The 19685-nt window shown below is 40.4% G+C and carries 24 protein-coding genes; 10 read left to right on the top strand and 14 right to left on the bottom strand.

All coding sequences use genetic code 11. The features are described from left to right. The first annotated feature begins 165 nt into the window (after window positions 1-165). The 9 genes from GQ47_RS14960 (at window position 166) to GQ47_RS14920 (ending at window position 5693) form a co-directional block, all read left to right on the top strand. Complete coding sequence (locus GQ47_RS14960) at window positions 166-543, top strand: single-stranded DNA-binding protein (RefSeq protein WP_035650007.1); 378 nt, start codon at window positions 166-168, stop codon at window positions 541-543. A gap of 43 nt (window positions 544-586) precedes the next feature. After that, on the top strand, window positions 587-1660 hold the full coding sequence (locus GQ47_RS14955; RefSeq protein WP_035650005.1) for a DUF932 domain-containing protein: 1074 nt from the start codon (window positions 587-589) through the stop codon (window positions 1658-1660). An 85-nt stretch (window positions 1661-1745) separates the two neighbouring features. Beyond that, the gene (locus GQ47_RS14950) at window positions 1746-1910 is read left to right on the top strand and encodes a DNA-binding protein (RefSeq protein ID WP_238567994.1); all 165 of its coding nucleotides are present in this window, start codon (window positions 1746-1748) and stop codon (window positions 1908-1910) included. Window positions 1911-1922: 12 nt separating this feature from the next. Next, the gene (locus GQ47_RS14945) at window positions 1923-2117 is read left to right on the top strand and encodes a hypothetical protein (protein WP_035650004.1); all 195 of its coding nucleotides are present in this window, start codon (window positions 1923-1925) and stop codon (window positions 2115-2117) included. Between the two features lie 12 nt (window positions 2118-2129). After that, window positions 2130-2732 (top strand): PRTRC system protein E, encoded by a 603-nt coding sequence (locus tag GQ47_RS14940; protein ID WP_035650003.1) that lies wholly within the window; start codon window positions 2130-2132, stop codon window positions 2730-2732. A gap of 25 nt (window positions 2733-2757) precedes the next feature. Beyond that, on the top strand, window positions 2758-2976 hold the full coding sequence (locus tag GQ47_RS14935) for a PRTRC system protein C (RefSeq protein ID WP_035650001.1): 219 nt from the start codon (window positions 2758-2760) through the stop codon (window positions 2974-2976). 16 nt (window positions 2977-2992) lie between these two features. Beyond that, complete coding sequence (locus tag GQ47_RS14930; protein ID WP_035650681.1) at window positions 2993-4168, top strand: hypothetical protein; 1176 nt, start codon at window positions 2993-2995, stop codon at window positions 4166-4168. After that, window positions 4165-4887 carry a PRTRC system protein B gene (locus GQ47_RS14925; protein WP_035649999.1) on the top strand — a complete coding sequence of 241 codons (723 nt, stop codon included), beginning with the start codon at window positions 4165-4167 and terminating at the stop codon, window positions 4885-4887. The genes GQ47_RS14930 and GQ47_RS14925 overlap by 4 nt, the downstream gene beginning before the upstream one ends. Further along, the gene (locus tag GQ47_RS14920; protein WP_035649997.1) at window positions 4887-5693 is read left to right on the top strand and encodes a PRTRC system ThiF family protein; all 807 of its coding nucleotides are present in this window, start codon (window positions 4887-4889) and stop codon (window positions 5691-5693) included. The genes GQ47_RS14925 and GQ47_RS14920 overlap by 1 nt, the downstream gene beginning before the upstream one ends. A gap of 257 nt (window positions 5694-5950) precedes the next feature. On the opposite strand, the gene GQ47_RS14915 is transcribed toward GQ47_RS14920, so the two are convergent. From GQ47_RS14915 to GQ47_RS14860, 13 genes are all read right to left on the bottom strand, one after another. Next, the gene (locus GQ47_RS14915; protein ID WP_051951570.1) at window positions 5951-7471 is read right to left on the bottom strand and encodes a PAS domain-containing sensor histidine kinase; all 1521 of its coding nucleotides are present in this window, start codon (window positions 7469-7471) and stop codon (window positions 5951-5953) included. 644 nt (window positions 7472-8115) lie between these two features. Next, complete coding sequence (locus GQ47_RS14910) at window positions 8116-8556, bottom strand: DUF3872 domain-containing protein (RefSeq protein WP_035649993.1); 441 nt, start codon at window positions 8554-8556, stop codon at window positions 8116-8118. An 11-nt stretch (window positions 8557-8567) separates the two neighbouring features. Beyond that, window positions 8568-9128, bottom strand: a complete 561-nt coding sequence (locus tag GQ47_RS14905) for a conjugal transfer protein TraO (protein ID WP_035649990.1) — start codon at window positions 9126-9128, stop codon at window positions 8568-8570. Window positions 9129-9152: 24 nt separating this feature from the next. Beyond that, a complete protein-coding gene (traN, locus tag GQ47_RS14900; RefSeq protein ID WP_035649987.1) occupies window positions 9153-10046 on the bottom strand; it encodes a conjugative transposon protein TraN in 894 nt (297 codons plus the stop codon). Between the two features lie 23 nt (window positions 10047-10069). After that, entirely contained in the window at window positions 10070-11392 is a 1323-nt protein-coding gene (traM, locus tag GQ47_RS14895; RefSeq protein ID WP_035649984.1) for a conjugative transposon protein TraM, read from the bottom strand. Continuing rightward, entirely contained in the window at window positions 11379-11663 is a 285-nt protein-coding gene (locus GQ47_RS14890; RefSeq protein WP_035649981.1) for a hypothetical protein, read from the bottom strand. The genes traM and GQ47_RS14890 overlap by 14 nt, the downstream gene beginning before the upstream one ends. Window positions 11664-11683: 20 nt before the next feature. Further along, complete coding sequence (locus tag GQ47_RS14885; protein ID WP_035649978.1) at window positions 11684-12121, bottom strand: hypothetical protein; 438 nt, start codon at window positions 12119-12121, stop codon at window positions 11684-11686. 12 nt (window positions 12122-12133) lie between these two features. Beyond that, window positions 12134-12757 carry a conjugative transposon protein TraK gene (gene traK / locus GQ47_RS14880; RefSeq protein WP_035649976.1) on the bottom strand — a complete coding sequence of 208 codons (624 nt, stop codon included), beginning with the start codon at window positions 12755-12757 and terminating at the stop codon, window positions 12134-12136. 11 nt (window positions 12758-12768) lie between these two features. Beyond that, the gene (traJ, locus tag GQ47_RS14875; protein WP_035649973.1) at window positions 12769-13773 is read right to left on the bottom strand and encodes a conjugative transposon protein TraJ; all 1005 of its coding nucleotides are present in this window, start codon (window positions 13771-13773) and stop codon (window positions 12769-12771) included. A gap of 2 nt (window positions 13774-13775) precedes the next feature. After that, entirely contained in the window at window positions 13776-14396 is a 621-nt protein-coding gene (locus GQ47_RS14870; RefSeq protein ID WP_371199645.1) for a DUF4141 domain-containing protein, read from the bottom strand. Between the two features lie 42 nt (window positions 14397-14438). Beyond that, complete coding sequence (locus tag GQ47_RS14865; protein WP_035650676.1) at window positions 14439-16943, bottom strand: TraG family conjugative transposon ATPase; 2505 nt, start codon at window positions 16941-16943, stop codon at window positions 14439-14441. Then, entirely contained in the window at window positions 16940-17272 is a 333-nt protein-coding gene (locus tag GQ47_RS23210) for a DUF4133 domain-containing protein (RefSeq protein WP_081909364.1), read from the bottom strand. Before GQ47_RS23210 ends, GQ47_RS14865 begins: the two co-directional genes overlap by 4 nt. Window positions 17273-17284: 12 nt before the next feature. Then, window positions 17285-17590, bottom strand: coding sequence for a DUF4134 domain-containing protein (locus GQ47_RS14860; protein WP_035650673.1), 306 nt, complete (start codon window positions 17588-17590; stop codon window positions 17285-17287). A gap of 209 nt (window positions 17591-17799) precedes the next feature. Here GQ47_RS14860 and GQ47_RS14855 point away from each other — a divergent pair, with 209 nt between their 5' ends. Continuing rightward, on the top strand, window positions 17800-18600 hold the full coding sequence (locus GQ47_RS14855) for a TIGR02391 family protein (protein WP_051951568.1): 801 nt from the start codon (window positions 17800-17802) through the stop codon (window positions 18598-18600). 90 nt (window positions 18601-18690) lie between these two features. Here GQ47_RS14855 and GQ47_RS14850 read toward each other — a convergent pair whose 3' ends face one another. Continuing rightward, the gene (locus tag GQ47_RS14850; protein ID WP_152561038.1) at window positions 18691-19674 is read right to left on the bottom strand and encodes a hypothetical protein; all 984 of its coding nucleotides are present in this window, start codon (window positions 19672-19674) and stop codon (window positions 18691-18693) included. Between the last annotated feature and the right edge of the window lie 11 nt (window positions 19675-19685).

Genomic DNA, 19685 nt, shown 5'->3' with positions numbered 1-19685 from the left:
CCCGAAACGAAACATAGCATACTCCGGCTCTTTAGACGAATAAAAAAAATGTCAGCAATGAGAAATAAAATATTAAAAATGGATTTGATGAAACAAAACAGCACCTCCTCTCATTGCCGAATAAAATTTCAAAAAAAAAAATAATCACTAAAAATCGCAGGAATTATGAACATCACAGGAAGAGTGACAGCGGATGCGCAAGTACGCAACGTGTCAAACAGCAAGACAGTAGTAAACTTTTCGGTAGCCATCAACGACAGCTATAAAAACAAAGCGGGCGAGCGCATAGAGCAGACAACGTATTTCGACTGCGCCTACTGGCTAAGTCCCAACGTTGCCAAGATACTCAAAAAAGGTGCAGTGGTAGAACTGACAGGCAGGGCAAGCGCAAGAGCGTGGACAGGCAGTGACGGAGAACCGCACGCAGGACTGAACTTCAACACCTCGCAAATCAAACTGCACGGGGGCGGTAAAAAATCGGAAACTGTACAGGCTCCCACAGGAAACAGCATCGACAAGGAAAAGGACGACCTACCATTTTAACAACGAGCACCTAAATAATTCAAACAATTTAAAATTTAAAATCATGGCACATAATATCAATTTTAACAGCGAAACAGGACGTTATTCATTCTTTAGCGTAAAGGAAAAAGCGTGGCACGGACTAGGGCAAATTGTAGAGCAATACCCAACAAGCGAGGAAGCTATCAAATTTGCAGGGTTAGATTATGAAGTCGTTAAAAGTCCGCTATTTACCAAAAGTTCGGGTATTATTCAAACGGCTGAGAGTATCGAGATAGGCAGTAAAGAATTGGAAGTCCCTAGCTATTTTGCCAATATACGCACGGATAACAACGCAGTATTGGGCGTGGTAGGCAAAGACTATCATATCGTGCAGAACCGTGAAGCATTTAATTTCTTTGATGCCATTGTAGGCGGTGGAGACGGAATACTATATGAAACCGCAGGAGCGCTGGGTAATGGGGAACGCATATTTATCACAGCCAAACTGCCCGACTATATCCGAGTTGGAAATGGCGATGATGTAACCGAAAAATACATTTTCCTGACCACTTCGCACGATGGTAGCGGAAGTATCACAGCCGCTTTTACTCCTATTCGTATCGTATGCCAAAACACGCTTAACGCATCCTTGCGCAGTATGACTAATGTAGTGCGTATCAAACACACTTCGGGAGCAAAACAGCGTATTGAGAACGCTCACAAGATTATGGGATTGGCGAACACCTTGAGTATCCAGTTAGAGAATATTTTCAATGAATGGGCAAAAGTAAAGGTAAAAGACAAGGAAGTGAGAAAGCTAATCCAATTGGCACTCTGCCCTAATAAGGAAACGTATGATTTGATTAAAAAAGGTGCGGAAGAAGAAATCTCCACCGTGTTCAAAAATACAGTTGAGGATGCTTTTGCATACGCTATGATTAGTGACACACAGCAGATGGACACTACAAAAGGCACATTGTTCGGAGCCTACAACGCTGTTACAGGCTACTATCAGAATGTACGCAATTACAAAGACGATGAAGCCAAGTTGCAGAGCATTGTTTTGGGTGGTACTGCACAGCTCAAATCACAAAAAGCATTTGACTTGTGTACAGGCTTTGCCTTAGATGGTGCAGAAATCCTAAATTTTAATTAGATAAACAAGGCTACCGCCTTAATCGGTGGTAGCCTACTATAAAATAACTGATATGAAAGCAAAATCAATAGAGAAAGCTAAAAATATGGCTAAATCACAAAGCCTTGAAACGAAATACAAAGACGAAGCTATATATATCATTTACTGCAATAGAACAGAGTATTTCTATATAGATACCAATAGCCTTTTAAGGACTTGGGAACAGCTTACAGGCTATTACGAAAACGGAGTTTATACCGCTGAAAACTGAACTGATAAAGTGATGAAGATAACAGATTTAAACGGTTGCCCTATTGAGGTGACCAACCTTAAAGAAGCCATTAAAACGGCAGGACAGTATAAGAAATACCGCCACGAGGACAAACGTTTCTCCGAGTTTGATAAAAGGCAAAAAGCGTATTGGACAGATATGTACGAGAAACTTAGAGCAATTAAAAAACAATTAGACGACAAATAAAATTTTAGAGCGATGAACGCAAATTTTTTCAATCAGATAGCACAGTTGCAGATTATAGGTGATTTGCAACTCACCATAGCAAAAGGAGCAGAAAACAACCTAATCGTATCGGTTATGCTCCAAAACGAACAGTGCGGAGATAACGCAAAGAACATCATACCACCGCTTAATCTTCGGGGAACAGCAGAGGAACTCGACAACGGTTTTTTCGAGAACATAACCACACCCATACAAACCGCTTCAGGCTTAATGGTCGATATGGAAAGCTTTATGAAGCAGTTGGAAGAAACCAAAAAACAGTCTGCAATGGAAAAGGACAAAGTTGACAGGCAGAAGAAAGAACAGGAAGCCAAAGACAAGAAGTTCAAAGACGCAATGGCAAAGGCGGACGAATTGGAGAAAGAGGGCAAATTCCGTGAGGCGTGGGTAAAAGTACCTGAAATAACAGAGTTCCCTGAAAAGGCAGACGAGATACGGAGACGTAAAAGAGAACTGTCCGACAAGTTTTCTGCGCCAAGTCTTTTTGGAGCAATCGAGGAAGAAAAACACGAACCTGCAAAAGCGGAAGAAGTTACAGCGGATTATTCCCAAGATGCCACGGACGAGGAAGAATAAATTGTTAACCTAAAATTCAGAAATCATGTTATTAGCAACGCATTTGGAACGAGTATTTATACTCAAAGATAAAGGTCAGGATATAAGGCTGACCGACCCTGAACCACGTTGGAGCGTGGAAGCAGTACTAAATTTTTACGCCAACACATATCCCATTTTGACCACCGCCAAAATATCCGCACCCGCCATTAAGGATGATGCGGTTGAATACAAATTTGAAAGTGTTATGGGCACTAAAGGTTAAATCTAAATTTAAAACAATGGACTATGCACAAACATATCATATCGGGAACAATCAAGCTACCCGAACAAAAAAGACAAAGGCAATTGTACCAACAGCTCAGCGAGTTCGCCCAATGGATGCAAAAACCCAAAGATGCGAGCGAGGTTCAAAAAGACAAACGCAGGTCAGTACCTGTGGAAATGTTGCCAATGGTTTTCTAAGGACTTCATTCCTGCCTAAACTGCAAGAAACTGAAACGGTACAGGCTTGCACAGAAACAGCAAAAATGCAGAAGGATTTTTACAAGTCGCTGTCATTACTTGCAGAGCATTATAATGTTGAACCTATGCAAACCAACCAATTTGACTATCCTTACAATATCGCATTGGCTATAACGGATATGGAAGAAAAGTTAAAGCAAAGTGTTCTGAATTGGCAGGAAATAAGTTTAGTACAGGACAGTAAGAAAACCTATTTCATCAGTGAGGAAAAATACAACACCGGTACAACCCTGTATTATATACCGATTGAACCGCTGTATCAGATGCTCCACGACCACAAGCGCAAAAGAAATGCACAATTGCTTGTTTCTGTCTGCTCTTACCTCTACCATATTGCAGACATTCCCTATTTCAGACAGGAAGACAGCTACCTGTATTGGATGTATGAAATGCACAAAGAATGGGTGGAGCAGGACGACGAAACGGACGAAACCCAAGAGTACAAACTTGAGTTTGAAAAAGCGGAGTTCATAGGAGATTGTATCGAGCAAAAGATTTTTAACCCTATGAGCTTGCAGGTATTCGGTCAGCGTTTAAACACTTTTAAAAGTAGTGATGCATTCGACCACGAATGTTGGCAGATTGCGTGCAACGCCTTTGCCTTGTACACAGAATACCCCAACGCAAGCATTTTCCGAAATGCGCCAATGCCTGAACAAGACCCTGATAACGATGAGGACGACAATGAAACCATTGGTATGGAAAAGTATATTTCCTTTATATCGCACACAAAAGGATGGCTATACGAGAACCTTGCCCAGAGCATCAACAACGAGTTTAATGAATACGCAGAAATGCAGGAACCGACCATCTGCAAACGATTTGACACAAAAGCGGTAACGAAAAACACCCTTGATTTTGAGAACAGATTATTTGCCATTTTGGACGATATATGCGATTTGCTTTATAATTATAAAACCACAAGAAAATGAAAAATACAATAGATATAACAGGAAGCTTTGGTACGTTGTACCATCCTAAATCTGCACTCGTTTTCTATGAAACCAAAGGAGCGAACAGCGATGTATATGTGGAGCATTTCGACATGGACAAGAATGGAAGTCCAATTAATGCCCACCCACTAACAGAAAGGGAAGCAAAAGTATTGGCAAGGGCGTTGGTAACAGAAAAGGACAAGGATCAAGCCTTTTTAAAATCCAGCGGAATACTGCCGACAAACATACTGAATATCAATCCGAATAAAGAGAAAGGTGCGGTACTATGGTACACCAAAGCACAGCAAAGGCAGCTGTATTTTGTTGACAGTCTTGGCATACCGAGCGGAAAGGCACAAGTTCCTGCAATGGTTTGGTTAGCGAGCAAAAGCAATCTTACCGTGTTTGCTTTGGCAAACGACAGAAGACCAACCGAGAAAACTCCATTGCATCATGCACCATTTTTCAATATCTACGAAAAGGGCAATGTCTGTATGGGAACGGTTAATATTGATATTAAAAATTATGCTTCAATTGAGGAATTTACCCGTGGGTGGGAACACTATTTTTTTAATTCCTATTTCAGTCATTCATTATGCGGAAACCTTACAGTAAAAAACATTATAAACCTTTGGAAAGACCTTATCAATACAGACAAATCCTTTCCTAAAGAGGTACTGAAAAAAAATAACAAAACCCTTAAAAATCTATTGTGATGAATACCGAGAAAACAAAAATACATTTTACGGATAACTACCTCATAAATCCGACTAACCCTATTGCAGTAAACGTAATCGGTGCAGGTGGCACGGGTTCAAAAGTAATTACTGCCTTAATGGAAATGAACCACAGCCTGATTGAATTGGGGCACCCAGGGTTATCCGTTCGCCTTTGGGATGATGATGTTATCACAAGTGCCAATTTGGGAAGACAGCGTTTTGCTGAGTGTGAGGTTGGGTTATATAAATCCGTTGCCCTCATTAATCGGGCAAATCGTTTTATGGGAACTTATTGGAAAGCGGAAACGGTGAAATTTGAGAAAGATAGTTTGGGAAGACTGCCCCAAAATGCACAGGCAACTATCTATATTACTTGTGTGGACAATGTAAAGGCGAGATTTGGTGTTGCTGAAATACTTAAAGAATTATGCAACCGCAGAAATCATAGAGATACACCTAAATATTGGTTAGACTTTGGCAACAGCCAGCATACAGGACAAGTAATATTATCCACTATCGGAGAGATTAATCAGCCTAATTCAGAAAAATATGAAACGGTGACAAGCCTGCCATTTGTTACCGAAGAATTTGGGGAATTGCTACTACAGTCCGAAGAACAGGACGACACTCCAAGCTGTTCCTTAGCCGAAGCCTTGGAAAAACAGGAATTGTTTATCAATTCTGCCTTGGCACAAATGGGATGTTCGCTGTTGTGGAGTTTGTTCCGCTACGGCATGACCGAATACAGGGGATTTTTCCTTAATCTTGGAAATTTTCAGTCACAACCCCTAAAAGTCGCCTGACCTGAAAATCGGGCGGCAAAAAGACACTCCCTCCCAAAAGGTCGGGACAGTCTTTTTGCGTTTAAGCGGTGCAGCCACTTTAATAAAAATGCACAATGCGCCATTTTATCAAACAGGCTGCGATTTGATTTTTAAGGACTATTCCTTAACAAGTTAATAAAACTTAAATCAATTTTTGATAAGGAAATAGAGTTTTAAGCATATTGGAAATTATGGAACATATACTTATCTTAAAAATGCCTTCTAAGAGGAAGAGGTCAGATTTTATTGCCTGTTTGTTTTAAAGGCAGGGTAACGATGAATTCTGCTCCATCATCCTGGTTTCCGATTGCCTCTATAATACCTTGGTGCCGTATTACAATTTTCTTGCACAATGAAAGCCCGAGACCAGTACCTTCAAAAGCATCTTTAGAATGTAGTCTTTCAAAAGCATTGAATATTTTTTCTGCAAAGACAGGATTGAATCCAATACCATTATCTCTAATACTTATCCTTACATATTCTGTACCCTTGATCATAGTTGTTGAACATGATATAATTACCCGAGGAGGATTATCCGGCCTTGAAAACTTGAGAGCATTATGCATAAGGTTATAAAAAAGCTGGTGTATCAAAATTGTTGCGCCCTCTATTCTTGGCAATTTATCTGTTATAAGGATAGCTTTCTTTTCTTGCACAATCAATTCAAGATCGGTCTTGATATCCTCAATTATTGTATTAAGATCAATTTCTTTAACTAAATGACCGTCTTTATTTAATTTCGAATAGCTTAAAACATCTTCAATAATTGATGTCATTCGCTTTGTAGAGTGTTGTACTTTGTCAAAGTACGATGCATTCTTTCCTTTAATTGAGCCACCCAGCTCATTTTTGAGTAAATTATTAAAAATTTCTATTTTACGAACAGGTTCTTTTAAATCGTGGCTGACTATATTGGCAAATTGTAATAAATCTTCATTCGATTTCATCAACTCGGAAGTTCGCTCTGTCACGAGTAGTTTTAATTCTTCAGAAAATTTCTTTTGCTCTGTAATATCTTGAACAATACCAAGAAGAGTTAAAGGCTTGCCGAAAGCATCAGAAATTATCTTGCCACTTATTCGTACCCAGCGTAATGAATTATTTTTAGGTATTATTCTCAATTCGTAAGATATGTTGCCTGATAATTGGGATTCTTTATGCGCTTCATCCCTTATATGTAAGTCTTCAGGATGTATCTTATTGATAATATCCTCTCGGGTTACATCCCTTGTTGTTCCCCATATTCCGTGAAAATTCCCAGAAGTGGTAATTTTATTGGTAGTTAAATCTACTTCATAAATACCCAGTTCCGCCGATGCAACAGCAAGCCTTAACTTTTCTTCGGTTTCCTGGACATGTTGACGCGCTATATTCAAATCAGTTACATCAGCACCTGTATTCATCACAGCATATGCAATACCTTTTGAATCTTTTATTGGTGTAAAACTATAATTAAAATAATGTGTCTTTAGAGCCCCACCAATGATTATATCAACCGGACTGTTTTTAGCATGAAAAGGTATTCCTGTACTAACTACAGATTTAGCCTGAGAGAATATTTTTTGGTTTTCGAGTTCAGGCAATATTTCAGTATAATACTTGCCAATAACATTAGGACCTTTTCCCCATGCTTTAATCATGGCTTCATTTGCTAATGCAATTTTTAATTCTTCCCCTACGTAAACCCCTATTGGAAGAGGTGCATTCTCAATTACAATTTGCAGGAGCATAAGGTTTTCATGTAATGATTCTTCCATTTTTTTCCTATAAATTTAAAAAATCTTAGTTCAACTAAATTATATAATAAATTCAACTTGTTTTAGAATTTCAATATATTTTAACTTAATAAGTTCAATAAAAGGTTAGACAAAAGAAGAAATAATTCCTGTTTTTTTGTTTTATTATTTATCCGGTTTTATTTATAGTGAAATATTTGCGAACCAAAATCGATACCCTCTTTATGAATAAAAAGTTTATTTGAAACCGAGGGGCTTTCAGAATTCAAAAAATATCTGAGTTCTTCCGATCAGCAATTATGTGGGAAGAATTTTAAAATCAGGTCATCCTGGGATTTTAATTTGCCAAAGGTAATTATTGGTCTTAAGTATTTTCCCAAATCATCCAATCCAGAAGAACGACCATTTCAAAAATACGGACAGATAGAATTTGTATTAGAAAAAAATAAGATTATTAGAATTATTGATGAGAGTTAAATTATAACTAATTCATCCATAACAAGCTTTGGATTTATATAGAACAGGTAAGGTAAGATAAAATTTAAAAAATGTCCGCCAGACAATTTTATCTAATTATTTAATTGGCCCAGAAGAAAGACTTATTAAAAAGGCGTGAAAGCAAAAAACCGACCTCTACAGTCGGTTTTGTTTTATATAAACAGTATTTAATCACTACTGTTGAACTGAAAACTCAATTGCTTTTCATTTCCGAAGCTATCAGAAATCCACACTTCAAAAGACTGGGAAACGGTGGAGCTTGAAGTGTAATACAGCCTGAATTGATCTGTTGGTATCGAATATAAATCATTTGGCTGGTAAGGCGGTTCATTGTAATAACGCAATATGCCCTTCCCGTCAAATTGAAAGTAGCGAATGAAATAGTGAGTACCCGTGTAATTACCTGCTGGCTGTATTGTTAACCTTATCTCCACGGTACCTCCATTGGCAATGTCCTTGGGTACGGGCATCACCTTTACTTCAAATGGAAAATCATCTTGTATTTCCAGTTCGTCTTTATCACAGGATAAAAGTGTAACGGAACTTATCAGGACTGCCAGCAATACCTGCAGTAATCCTATTTTTAACTTATTAAAAAATGCTGTCATATTTTTTCGTTTTAAAAATTAAATCTTAATCCCACACCTGCCGATGGGCGGAACTGTTTCAGGTCAGTACCCCAAAAAACCTTTGTACGCCCTTGCAGTACTAATACAAATCGGTCGGACAGGTATGTTTCCAAAGACAGCCGTCCGCCAGCGCCGTAAATGAAATTGTCTTCGCTTACTATTTTCGCGCCGTCAAACAACAACTCTTCACCGCGGTTGATGCTTTCATAACCGACAACACCTGTTACACCTGCATTGAGTGTAATGTTCTTAAGGGCATCTCCCATCAGGAAGAAACTGTACCCGCCCTCTGCTGTATAGGTTTCCTGCGGAATACGGAGGTCTTTATATTCGTAATAGTGATGGGAATATTCCAACGCCCACAACTGGTAATTGCCGTTTTTACCATTGACGGTCATTGCCACATTGATATAATAATCATTGCCGATTTTGTCATTGGATAATACACCTGCATTTACTTCCAGTCCTTTTTGTTTATGCAGCATGCGCTGTGCCTGTGCAATTGTGATGCTCATTAAAACAAGCACCACTGTATAGATATACTTTTTCATTTTCTATTGCAGTTTAATGGATTACTAAAATTTCAGGTGCATGTCGCTTATCAATCGCGCTTTTATTAAATCTGAATTTTCCACCTGAAGCGTCTGATGCCTGCCGCCGTTTTTCTCGAAAATCTCAATCAGCAAGACCTTATCGTCGGCAATGGTAAACTGGTCCAAGAGGAATACGTTTTGTTGGACTTCGTTACCGCCGATCGCACCAAGAGACTTGTAACTGCGAAGCGGTATCAAGGGTCTTTCCTGTATCACGGTGCGTTTGGCTATTTTCTTATCTACCACTTTGAAATTCATAAATTCAATCTGGAAAGGAACATTTGTGCGATTTTCCAGCTCCGTATGGAAATAGTATTTACCGTTATGAATGTAAATTCCTTTGAGAATAAACTGTACACCGAAACTTTTTGCACCAATATGTTTTACAAAACGTTTGTCCTTTTTATAGATTGTTTCCAGTATTAAACCCGCCAGAGATGGCGAGTTGTTCCCCAGCTCCTCAAAAAGCACATCCGCTCCGGCAGATTTATCCTGTGCCTTTTGCATCGCCTGAAGGTTGTAACTCAATGTAGATGGGCAGGCACTATAATAAGCGTCGAAGCTGTAAAAACGGCCGTCATCGGTAATCACCGAAAAATTAGTTTCAGGCCCAAAATCCTGTACAGATGCTTTTACACGAAGTACATTTTCTGCATCTTCTGCTTTCCCAGCAATTAAATACTCACTCCCCAGATCGACATAACGTATTGCGCTTGGGAAAATCAGATGGGAAGTCTTATCGTAAGTAACCTGCATTTCGTACGATTCTATCTTGCCCAAGGCAAGCGAAGTTTTTGCTGTGTCCTGCGCAAAAGAAGCATCGGCAGAGCCGATCATAAGGGCAGCTGCCCAAAAGGTTTTTAAATAATTTTTCATTGTTGATTTATTTTAGTTTACTATTATTTTTTAGAGACAAGAAATACCTGATAGCCTGCTTTGAGGGTAACTTTAGGTGTTTTTACTTTTTTGGAGAAATAGCCTGAAATGCCTTGTACAACCCCTTTGCTCAAATCTGCCGCAACCTGCTGTCCTGCGGATTGGGTCAGCATCAGGCTCGTTCCTGAAGTCTGGCTCATATTGCCTGCCATCTCAGTAAGGGCATTCATTTCAGGAGAATACGGGACGTACAAACCCTGCTGCCCGTCAAGGTCATAAGTGGTTACGTCTACAGGGATAATATTACCACCCAGTTCTATGGAAGTAACTTTCAACTGCAGGCGACCACCCTGGAATTTAGCGATTGCCGTTAGCAGCGTTCCCTGCGGGATGATGCGGTTTGGGGTTTGGGCAGGTTCCAATAAACGCAGGCGCACGCCGCTCTCACCAATAATGGTCTGTGTTTCCTGTATACATGCTTTCACGCTGTTTTTGGGCTGGGCAATCTGCCCTGCAGATCCCGCAGTATAAAAATTCCTGTTTCTCTTTGCGCTCCAATCTGCTAAAAAAACACTATCTGTAGGCTCTCTGTACAAAGCCGAAACGGCTTTCTTTGCTGCAGGGACAAATGCCACAAAATATTCCTTTTGCGTACTGGCAGAAGCTGTACTGCCTTTGTTGGGGGAAGTTTCACTATTATTTGTACTTGTCGGAAGATATTTTGCAGCCATCTGATAGGACTTTTCCATGAGTGCCAGCTGGTCATCTACAGTCACGCTTTTGGGAACGTCTTTATCAGCCAGCTTTTCTTTCAGCTCATCAAGCTGTCTTCGGAGTTCTTGCGTTTCATTATTGTCATCCTTATAAAAGGAGCCAAGCGCACTTTGAGAATTGCGGTAACTGTTTAATGCCGGATTAGATGATCTTCCCGGATTATTACCGTAACCCATGCTTTGATCTTCCTGCTCAGCGAGTGTATCCTGATTGTCTTTAGACGAACTGTCCTCATTCCAGTAATCGGAAAGCGTGGTCAAGGCATTACGTTTTTCCTGGTCTTTCTGCTCCAGCATTTCCTGCTCATATGCTTTCTGTTTGTCGGCCTGCATGCCGGCTTCGCTGGCCTGCGGGACGGCATCGTTCAGCCCGATATTCTCGATTTCCTTCTTGTCTGAAGACGGTTTAAATATCAGGTACATACATCCGAGAAAAACGATTCCCATAAGTATGAATATTACCGGTTTTTTAAGCTGTTCTTTGCTGCTCTTTTTATCATCGGGCAGATTGGATGCTCTGGATTGGTCAGCTTCTTCAACCAGAACGCTGACCCTTTTTTCATTTTCTTTCATAAATCTTTTCTTTTAATTTTGTTGATAATGTGTCCAGTTGGGAGGCAGGACTTTCTTTTTTACGGACAGGGTTGTCAATATGCTCGATGACCATCCTGTTATCAGATTTTGCCATGTCGTAGCACACTTTTAAAATAACCACGACGGTAAGCAGCAGGTACGCTAAAAAAAGGCATAGCGTATATCTTCGCTGTCTGTCTAAGGATAAGGCCCGCCAGCTTTTATCCTGCTTGTCAAACCACTTGTCTATATTTATTCTTATTGTTTTCATACTTTAAAGATTATGGGTTATCACATTCTAAACCCTCTTTTTCGCGGAGCAATCTCTTCATTGGGTTTTTCTGACACTTGGGCAATAGCCTCCTTTATCGTCGGAAGCGAACTTGCTGTAAGGTTTGTCTGTTTAGATTCCTTCATTAATTGCCCGTAGCGGTCTGTTCTTTTTATATACATTTCTGTATCCCCTAAATCGAATTTCCCGTTCTCGTATCTTACCCGCATATTGCACTCAACCTTTGGCCTGTCTTCGCCATTCCATTCGAGGTAGGTGGATAAATGCAAGTAATTTGCTAATCTCGGAGCATCATTACCATTCTCCCAAGTCTGTAAAAACCCGCTAATGCTATCCTTTAGTTTGCCTGGGCAACAGCCCTCAGTGTGGAAAGAACCGTCATATCCCTTATCGGTCAGGGTTTTTACCAATGCGTCTAAATGAAGTAAAAGTTTCATTTTCCTTAATTTTTAACGTTCAATGACTTCTATGTCCTTATTTTCCACCACGGAAAATTTCTCGATATTAAAGCCCTGCGGGTTATTGTCCGAGCGGACGGAGTTAACCAGAAAACAGGAGGTCACAAGGTTACGTTTTGTCACATTGCTCGAACGGATAATAAACTGTTTGGCGTAGGTGCGTACGGCATACGGATAATTCTCGAAATTGCAGGCCACACTGTCTATTTCAATGCGCTGCTGCACATTGCCCGATATGATACGGTTGTAATATCCTTTTTCCGAGAGGTCTTTGTAATAATCAAAGGCACTTTTATCGGCAAGATTAAATGCCCTTTTCATGTTGCTCTCAATAGCATTTTTATCCGGAGCAAGCGTAAAGAACAGTTCGTGGAAGCGCCTTACGTGTTCCCTAGCTTCTACGGGACGGTTTATAGACGCGTCCTGAGCGAGTGCCAGCATAAGTGATTTGCCATTGTCCAGCACATATATTTTTTGTCTCTGCTGTTCGGCAAAACTGTAAGATCTCCATACGGCATATCCTGCAATGCCTGTGCAGAGCACAGCAAACACAATAGCATACAATCTTATCTGTCTGAAACTGTTTTCGATATTTCTTAGCGTTTTAAATTCCATTTTCTTTAGTATTAGTTATTTTGTTTGCTCATCAGCCTGCCACCGATATTTCCTGCTGCTGAACCGGCTCCCGCTCCGGTAACATTTCCTGCTTTCATCGCTGTCTGGTTGACATTGCGTGTAAAGTTTCCGGCGCCGCCGGCTTGGATAATCCAGCCTGTTACCGTAGGAATAGTGAAGTAGCCTACAATGCCGATAATCATAAAAATGATGTACACGGTATTGGATGTGTCGGGAATGAATGTCGGATCAGAGAGCATTTCGATGTCACGCTCCAGTATCAGGGATTGAATCCTGGCCAGCATTGAACTAAAGAGATCCGCTACAGGAAGCCAGAGGTAGACACTTATATATCGTGTGAACCACTGATTAAGGGTAGACTGAAAACCGTCCCACACGGAAATAGCAAAGGCAATCGGGCCAAGGATGGACAGGACTATCAGAAAGAATGTCCTGATGGTATCAATAACCAGTGCCGCTGCCTGAAAAAGTATTTCCAAAAGATTACGGAACCACTCCTTAATGGCTTTCTCAATCTTATACTCCTGTCTGTCCATATACATTCCTGCCATTGTGCCAATGTCTGAGGGCGACCAGCCTAGTTCATCCAGCTTCTTGTCGAACTCAGCGTCCGAGACCATATAGGCAGTTTCGGGATTTCGTACCATTGCTTCGTAATCGAGCTGGTCTTTCTGTTGCTGCAATTTATTCAGATCAAGCACTTGGTCTTCGAGTATGGTGTGGGTTCCTGTAACCACCGGGCTTAATATTGCATTGACCGTTCCAAGGACGATCGTGGGAAAAAACATGATACACAATCCCAAAGCAAAAGGCCGTAGCAATGGGAACACATCAATAGGTTCGGCTCGGCTGAGTGCCTGCCAGACCTTCAATGCCACATAGAAAAGTGCGCCCAGTCCTGCGAGCCCTTTGGCTACCGCTGCCATATCACCGGCGAGCGGCATCATGTCATCGTAAAGCGAGCGAAGGACTTCATGAAGATTATTCCATTCCATTTTTACCAGTATTTTTGGTTGGAAGTCCCATATAGTTCAAGCACTCTCTTGGCATCATTTTTCTTTTTAGCCCTGAGGTAACTCACTGAAATATTCTTGCTGGTATAATAGCGTACAAGGCTGTGATATTCCTTGACTTCTTTATAAACGCGGTCGATTACGTCCATGCGTTCTTTGTCATTCAGAGAAAGATTCGTTGCAGTTACAATCTGCTTGAGTTCATTCAGAAGTTCGGTACTCTCATTGAGCAGAGCTGAATAGCCGTTGCCAATCGCGGCCAATTCCTGCGATGTGAAGTTGGGATCGTTCATCATTTTGCCGAAATTCGTAACGTACATTTCTGATACGTCACCGACCAGAAGTACGGTCTGTTGTACTTTACGGGCATCTTTCACAAGATTGCTAACGGCTTTGAGTTTGTCGTAATACTCTTTTCCCTGATTGTACACCTTTTCCACTTCCTTGAAATTTTTGACAACATTGGATACCGTGGACGAAGTCTGTACGATTTCATTAGCGCTGTTGAGGATACCTGAAGCCAGGTTCGTAGGATCTGTAACCACCCACTGGGCTTTCACCGAGGGCGCTGTGGCAAGCATTGATACTGCATAAGCCAAGAACATTAGTTTTTTCATTTTTCTTTAATTTAAATTGTTAATTATTTATTACTGATTTGCCTTATCGCGCCTCTGCATAGCAATATGCTTGATGGCGAGTTCCACATTCCCGTCCAATTCCGATGCGAGATGCATCACTTCCATTTTTTCTGTTTCTTCCGTGGTATAGGCGAGATACTCCTCAAGGCTCACTTCTGTAGCATATACTGCTGAATCCGTACCACCCAGGCCTATCCATACTTCCTTGTAAAGACGCGAAGCATCATTATTCATATTTATAGAAAGTACCTGTGCCTTTTCCTTGTCGGTTAAGCCCAACATGGCTTGTATGTCATCAAACTTGTTCATGTACTTTCGCTGGTCGAGAAGGATTTTGCAGTCGGAGTTGTTGATGATACTTTCCTTGACGATAGGTGACTGGATGATATCGTCCACTTCCTGCGTAACGACTATTGCCTCGCCAAAGAATTTCCTAACCGTCTTAAAAAGATACTTTATGTATTCGGCCATTCCTTCCTTGGCAATGGCTTTCCAGGCCTCTTCAATGAGGATGAGCTTACGGATACCTTTGAGCCTTCTCATCTTATTTATAAAGACCTCCATAATGATGATGGTCACGATGGGAAAAAGAATTTTGTGGTCTTTAATGGCATCAATCTCAAAAACGATGAATCGCTTGGACAGCAGGTCTAACTGCTTATCGGAATTGAGCAGATAATCGTACTCTCCGCCTTTGTAGTAAGGCTCCAGTACATTGAGGAAATTGGCAATATCAAAATCTTTTTCCCTAACCTGTTTTTCCTGAAGCACCCGGCGGTAATCACCCTTAACATATTCATAAAAGCCATTGAAAGACGGATATACATCATCTCCTTTAATGCGTTCGATATAGCCGCTGACGGCATTGGACAGAGCCACTTCTTCAGATCTTGTGGGCGGCTCGTCATCCCGTTTCCAAAGGGTAAGAATGAGCGTTTTGACACTTTCCCTTTTTTCAATGTCAAATACACCATCATCTGTGTAGAAAGGGTTAAAGGCAATGGGATTGTCCTCTGTATAGGTAAAATATACCCCGTCTTCGCCTTTGGTCTTGCCTTTTATTAGCTCACACAATCCCTGATAGGAATTACCTGTATCGACCAGGAGGACATGCGCGCCCTGCTCGTAATACTGTCTTACCATGTGGTTGGTGAAAAAAGATTTACCGCTTCCTGATGGACCCAAAATAAATTTGTTCCGGTTGGTGATAATCCCACGCTTCATTGGCAAATCAGAAATATCCAGATGGATGGGTTTGCCTGTGAGCCTGTCTGCCATTTTGATACCGAAGGGCGATGGCGAATTGTGGTAATTCGTTTCTTCTGTGAAGAAGCACAAAGCAGGTTCAATGAAGGTGTAAAAACTTTCCTCACTTGGAAAATCACCTGAATTGCCCGGCATTCCAGCCCAGTACAGCGTAGCCACATCGGTGGTATTGTGTCGTGGCTTGCATTCCATTAGCGCCAGTGCACTCCCGCTGTCATTTTTTAGCTGTTTAAGTTCTCCCGGATCATCCGACCACGCCATAATGTTGAAGTGTGCCCTGATGGAAGAAAGACCGAATGAATGTGCTTCGTTCAGGTATTTTTCTATCCACTCTTTGTTGATCTGGTTCGCGCGGCTGTAACGGGCCAGAGAGTGCATATTTCTAGCGGATTTTTCAAACTTTTGAAGGCTTTCGTCGCTGTTATCCAAAAACAGGTATTGGTTGTAAATATGATTGCAGCTCAGAAGCAACCCAACCGGTGCTGCAAATGAAAGTCGGCAGTCGCTTCGGTCTGTAGAAAGTTTTTCATAACGGGTATCTGCCGAAACGGTTCCCGGCAGGTCGTCCGTATCGGACAAAGTATGCAGGCACAGCCTTTTGTTTCCGATACGAACCTCTTCAGCGCCCAGTACAATATCCTGCATCGGTGTCGCGGCTTCTCTGGAAAGCGTTAAGTATTGTTCCAGTAATCCCTGCTTTTCATCTGTACCAACAATGTCCTCTTCACTCAGGCGGTTGAGCTTGATAAGTCCGCTGTCGTTAATAATACGCTCAAACTGTGCTACTGCTTCCATAAAACGATGGATCGCTTCCTTGTCCCTGATTTCCTTTGGTATGAGCGAACCTTTGCATAGCGAAGAGAAATTGCTCTGCATGCGCATCCTTTCCTTAGTGGTCTTGGTCAGGAACAGGTAGCAGTAATGGTTCAGGAACGGACGCTCATTAAAATGGCGCTGGTAGGATTTTGCCAAAAAACTTTGGTCATCCTCTGCCAAATCAGGGGCGTAGTTTTCCTTGATATACCAATCCTGTTTGTGGATTACCGTAAAATCAGGCAAAGTCTTGATAGCCTTGTACCAGGCGGAATGAATGGCTTCATATTCCGCAGATGCAACTGTAAAGAGTTCCGGCAAACGCACTTCAAAGCAGGCTGTAATATCCGCATCTTTTGAAAGGATACAGTTGTTCTCTACTGCAAGCAATGGAAATTTACTTTCCAGCGTTGTTGTCTTTGCTGTGTTTCTCATAAGGCATCGCATTTTGTAGTGATTCTTAGGTAGCGATGTACAGGCTTGCGGCAAATGATGTAACGGGGATGTCTTTTCTTCGCGCCCACTTTCATAAGTCCGTGCTCACCGTACTTTTTATTAAGGGAGAAAGTCTGCCATACGATAAGAGTAGCACCACCGGCTCCGAGAAACAGGCAGATGAAGGAGTTAACCCCAGCCATGTATAGAATCATGACCAGGATAAGGGTTCCGAGCAGTCCGCCGGCAAAAATGAAAAGGTATTGTGCTTTCAACCCTTTAAACTCCACGGTTCTTCCAATGCCCTTGTTGATGTTGTAATTATTCATAAGACTTTGGGATTAAAGGAAGAAGGAGCGCAGGATGGTAGCAGCAACAATTAAGAAAATACAGGCACCGAACCAGCTTGCTGCTGTCTTGCTTGTATCAGGATCTCCGCTGCTGAATTTGTTATATACCTTCACGCCTCCTATAAGACCTACCACTGCTCCGATGGCATAAATAAGCTGTGTGGCGGGATCAAAATAGGAGGTTACCATTTGCGTGGCTTCATTGATACCCGCCGTACCATTGCCCTGTGCCAACGAACCGAAACCTGTCAGCATTGCCACTGCTGCCAACAGGATTTTTTTTGTTTGTTTTTCCATGATTAAAAACTTTAATTGTTTCTGATTTCCCACACTTTGCAGGCGTTCAGCACAAAGATGTTATGGAAATCAAGGCGTGATTAGAAAGTGGCAGTCAGTGGAATTCTTTGGCCGAAAGTGGCGCTAGCGAACTTTAAAAAATGTATCTTAGCACACTCCAGCACCAACATAATATTGGTTTGTGACTATAGCAATCAATAAATAATAATATGGGAAATATTAAGCAGCCACCGTTTGAAGCACATATATTGGAAGGAATATGCAGAACGATAGGAGATTCGGCAGATGGCCTAAGTGGTACTGAAATTGGTCAAATTCTTTTAAATTCTAAGATCCCCGACATTGATCCCCAAAATACTAAATGGAAAAGATTATACTCGTCATTTGCGGCTTGGCAAAATCAATATCAGTGTTCAAATCACATACTTAGGTTTGTGCAAGATGCTCTACAACCAGTACGTTATGTAGGAAAAGAAGAAATTTTTCATAACCGTAGATTAGAAGTGAATAAACGGCTAGCTTTTATAGGGACCGAGCTAACAGAGGAGGGAAAATTTAGGCTAGTGGATAAGGCCAAAACAATTTCCGATGCTGAGCAGAGTGCTAGTCGGTTGAAGCATAAATTACAAAATAGAAATGTACATTTAGCTGTATTTGAATATTGTCGGGCTGAATTGTTGCTTGAAAATTATTTTCATTCAGTTTTTGAAGCGACCAAGAGTATTGCTGAACGCATAAGAAATATGACAGCATTATGTGCAGATGGTAATGCTTTAGTAGAAACTGCATTTTCAACTACAAACCCGTTAATTAAGATTAATAATTTAATAAGCGATACAGATAGAAGTGAGCATATAGGATTATCTAATTTGATCAAAGGTATTTTTGGACTAATAAGAAATCCTACCGCACATGAACCTAAAATTAAATTCGAGATTACCGAAGAAGAAGCTCTTGATATTTTAAATACCATCTCCTACATCCATAAACTACTTGATAAAGCTCTATGATATAATATCATTCGTTAAAGATGAAAAAAGATCTTTTAGATTAGATAATTTTATTAATTTAGATAATATTTTTGTGAAATAAGTTTATTGTTAAACGTAGTTATTAATTCCATTTAAAAATGCTGCTTTTAAGAAATTCATGTCACCCACTCTGTTACGCTCCAATGCTTCGATATATTCATTGTGCGTTTTTCCAAAATTTAGATCTGCTACATATTGCTCTTCATAATACATGTACATCTCCTCTGAGCAACATTCGGCCAGATAATTTTCTTTTATTCCGAAAAGTCTATCCCATGATTGGACCTGTTCTTCATATCCAATAGATACCAAATTAATGTTCATATCATTTGGAATCATATCCTCAGAAAGTGCTTTGTTAAGTGTAATCTCAACATCAATTTTTGGATATGGATTAATCTTACTGAATGGATAAAAAGTTCGTTTTCTTGTTTTAGAGATAATTCTACTGTTGCGTTTTATAATTTCGTAAATAGTATTTTCTCCTAGCTTATATTTACTATTACATGTATCACAAATCGGCAAAAGGTTATTTGTATTAATAGATGTAAACGGAAAATAATTTCTCGGAAAATAATGATCTAACGCACTTCTTTTCGAATGAAATTTAATTAAAACTTTATTTATTCCACAGCATCGGCAGGTTCTTGATTTACCAACAAGACTTTTATAATAATCATCTACCTTTCCATACTCATGATAGAACACTGCTTTGTTCACTGCTTCATCGTAAAGTTTATCAAAGAATATTTTGATTTGTGTGCTTAAAGGCGAACTTATAATATCAATGTCAGAATATTCTATTGGAGCCAAATCGCCATTGCAAAGTAATCTTATTTTATTATTTTGATGAACCCCTCTTTTTAGTGCTTTTAAATTTTCTTTGGAAAGTGTTTTACAAATACTGTAACATTCCTTAATAGGGTTAAGTAAGTATTCATGGTTTACTTCATTTATTAACGGCGCATATTTCGGAAGCACCAATGATATGTCAAATATATCTTGACCTATATAGGGAGCACGAAATATAACATCTAAAAATAAGTGATTCACAAAAGATTGAA

It is taken from the genome of Flavobacterium sp. ASV13 (assembly GCF_000745775.1).
Taxonomy (GTDB): domain Bacteria; phylum Bacteroidota; class Bacteroidia; order Flavobacteriales; family Flavobacteriaceae; genus Flavobacterium.
The sequence above is the reverse complement of the archived record's forward strand: the minus strand, read 5'-3'. Positions and strand labels throughout refer to the sequence as shown.

Coding starts and splice junctions, on each gene's coding strand:
- GQ47_RS14960 (WP_035650007.1), top strand. CDS start 166: ATGAACATCACAGGAAGAGTGACAGCGGATGCGCAAGTACGCAACGTG.
- GQ47_RS14955 (WP_035650005.1), top strand. CDS start 587: ATGGCACATAATATCAATTTTAACAGCGAAACAGGACGTTATTCATTC.
- GQ47_RS14950 (WP_238567994.1), top strand. CDS start 1,746: ATGGCTAAATCACAAAGCCTTGAAACGAAATACAAAGACGAAGCTATA.
- GQ47_RS14945 (WP_035650004.1), top strand. CDS start 1,923: ATGAAGATAACAGATTTAAACGGTTGCCCTATTGAGGTGACCAACCTT.
- GQ47_RS14940 (WP_035650003.1), top strand. CDS start 2,130: ATGAACGCAAATTTTTTCAATCAGATAGCACAGTTGCAGATTATAGGT.
- GQ47_RS14935 (WP_035650001.1), top strand. CDS start 2,758: ATGTTATTAGCAACGCATTTGGAACGAGTATTTATACTCAAAGATAAA.
- GQ47_RS14930 (WP_035650681.1), top strand. CDS start 2,993: ATGGACTATGCACAAACATATCATATCGGGAACAATCAAGCTACCCGA.
- GQ47_RS14925 (WP_035649999.1), top strand. CDS start 4,165: ATGAAAAATACAATAGATATAACAGGAAGCTTTGGTACGTTGTACCAT.
- GQ47_RS14920 (WP_035649997.1), top strand. CDS start 4,887: ATGAATACCGAGAAAACAAAAATACATTTTACGGATAACTACCTCATA.
- GQ47_RS14915 (WP_051951570.1), bottom strand. CDS start 7,471: ATGGAAGAATCATTACATGAAAACCTTATGCTCCTGCAAATTGTAATT.
- GQ47_RS14910 (WP_035649993.1), bottom strand. CDS start 8,556: ATGACAGCATTTTTTAATAAGTTAAAAATAGGATTACTGCAGGTATTG.
- GQ47_RS14905 (WP_035649990.1), bottom strand. CDS start 9,128: ATGAAAAAGTATATCTATACAGTGGTGCTTGTTTTAATGAGCATCACA.
- traN (WP_035649987.1), bottom strand. CDS start 10,046: ATGAAAAATTATTTAAAAACCTTTTGGGCAGCTGCCCTTATGATCGGC.
- traM (WP_035649984.1), bottom strand. CDS start 11,392: ATGAAAGAAAATGAAAAAAGGGTCAGCGTTCTGGTTGAAGAAGCTGAC.
- GQ47_RS14890 (WP_035649981.1), bottom strand. CDS start 11,663: ATGAAAACAATAAGAATAAATATAGACAAGTGGTTTGACAAGCAGGAT.
- GQ47_RS14885 (WP_035649978.1), bottom strand. CDS start 12,121: ATGAAACTTTTACTTCATTTAGACGCATTGGTAAAAACCCTGACCGAT.
- traK (WP_035649976.1), bottom strand. CDS start 12,757: ATGGAATTTAAAACGCTAAGAAATATCGAAAACAGTTTCAGACAGATA.
- traJ (WP_035649973.1), bottom strand. CDS start 13,773: ATGGAATGGAATAATCTTCATGAAGTCCTTCGCTCGCTTTACGATGAC.
- GQ47_RS14870 (WP_371199645.1), bottom strand. CDS start 14,396: ATGTTCTTGGCTTATGCAGTATCAATGCTTGCCACAGCGCCCTCGGTG.
- GQ47_RS14865 (WP_035650676.1), bottom strand. CDS start 16,943: ATGAGAAACACAGCAAAGACAACAACGCTGGAAAGTAAATTTCCATTG.
- GQ47_RS23210 (WP_081909364.1), bottom strand. CDS start 17,272: ATGAATAATTACAACATCAACAAGGGCATTGGAAGAACCGTGGAGTTT.
- GQ47_RS14860 (WP_035650673.1), bottom strand. CDS start 17,590: ATGGAAAAACAAACAAAAAAAATCCTGTTGGCAGCAGTGGCAATGCTG.
- GQ47_RS14855 (WP_051951568.1), top strand. CDS start 17,800: ATGGGAAATATTAAGCAGCCACCGTTTGAAGCACATATATTGGAAGGA.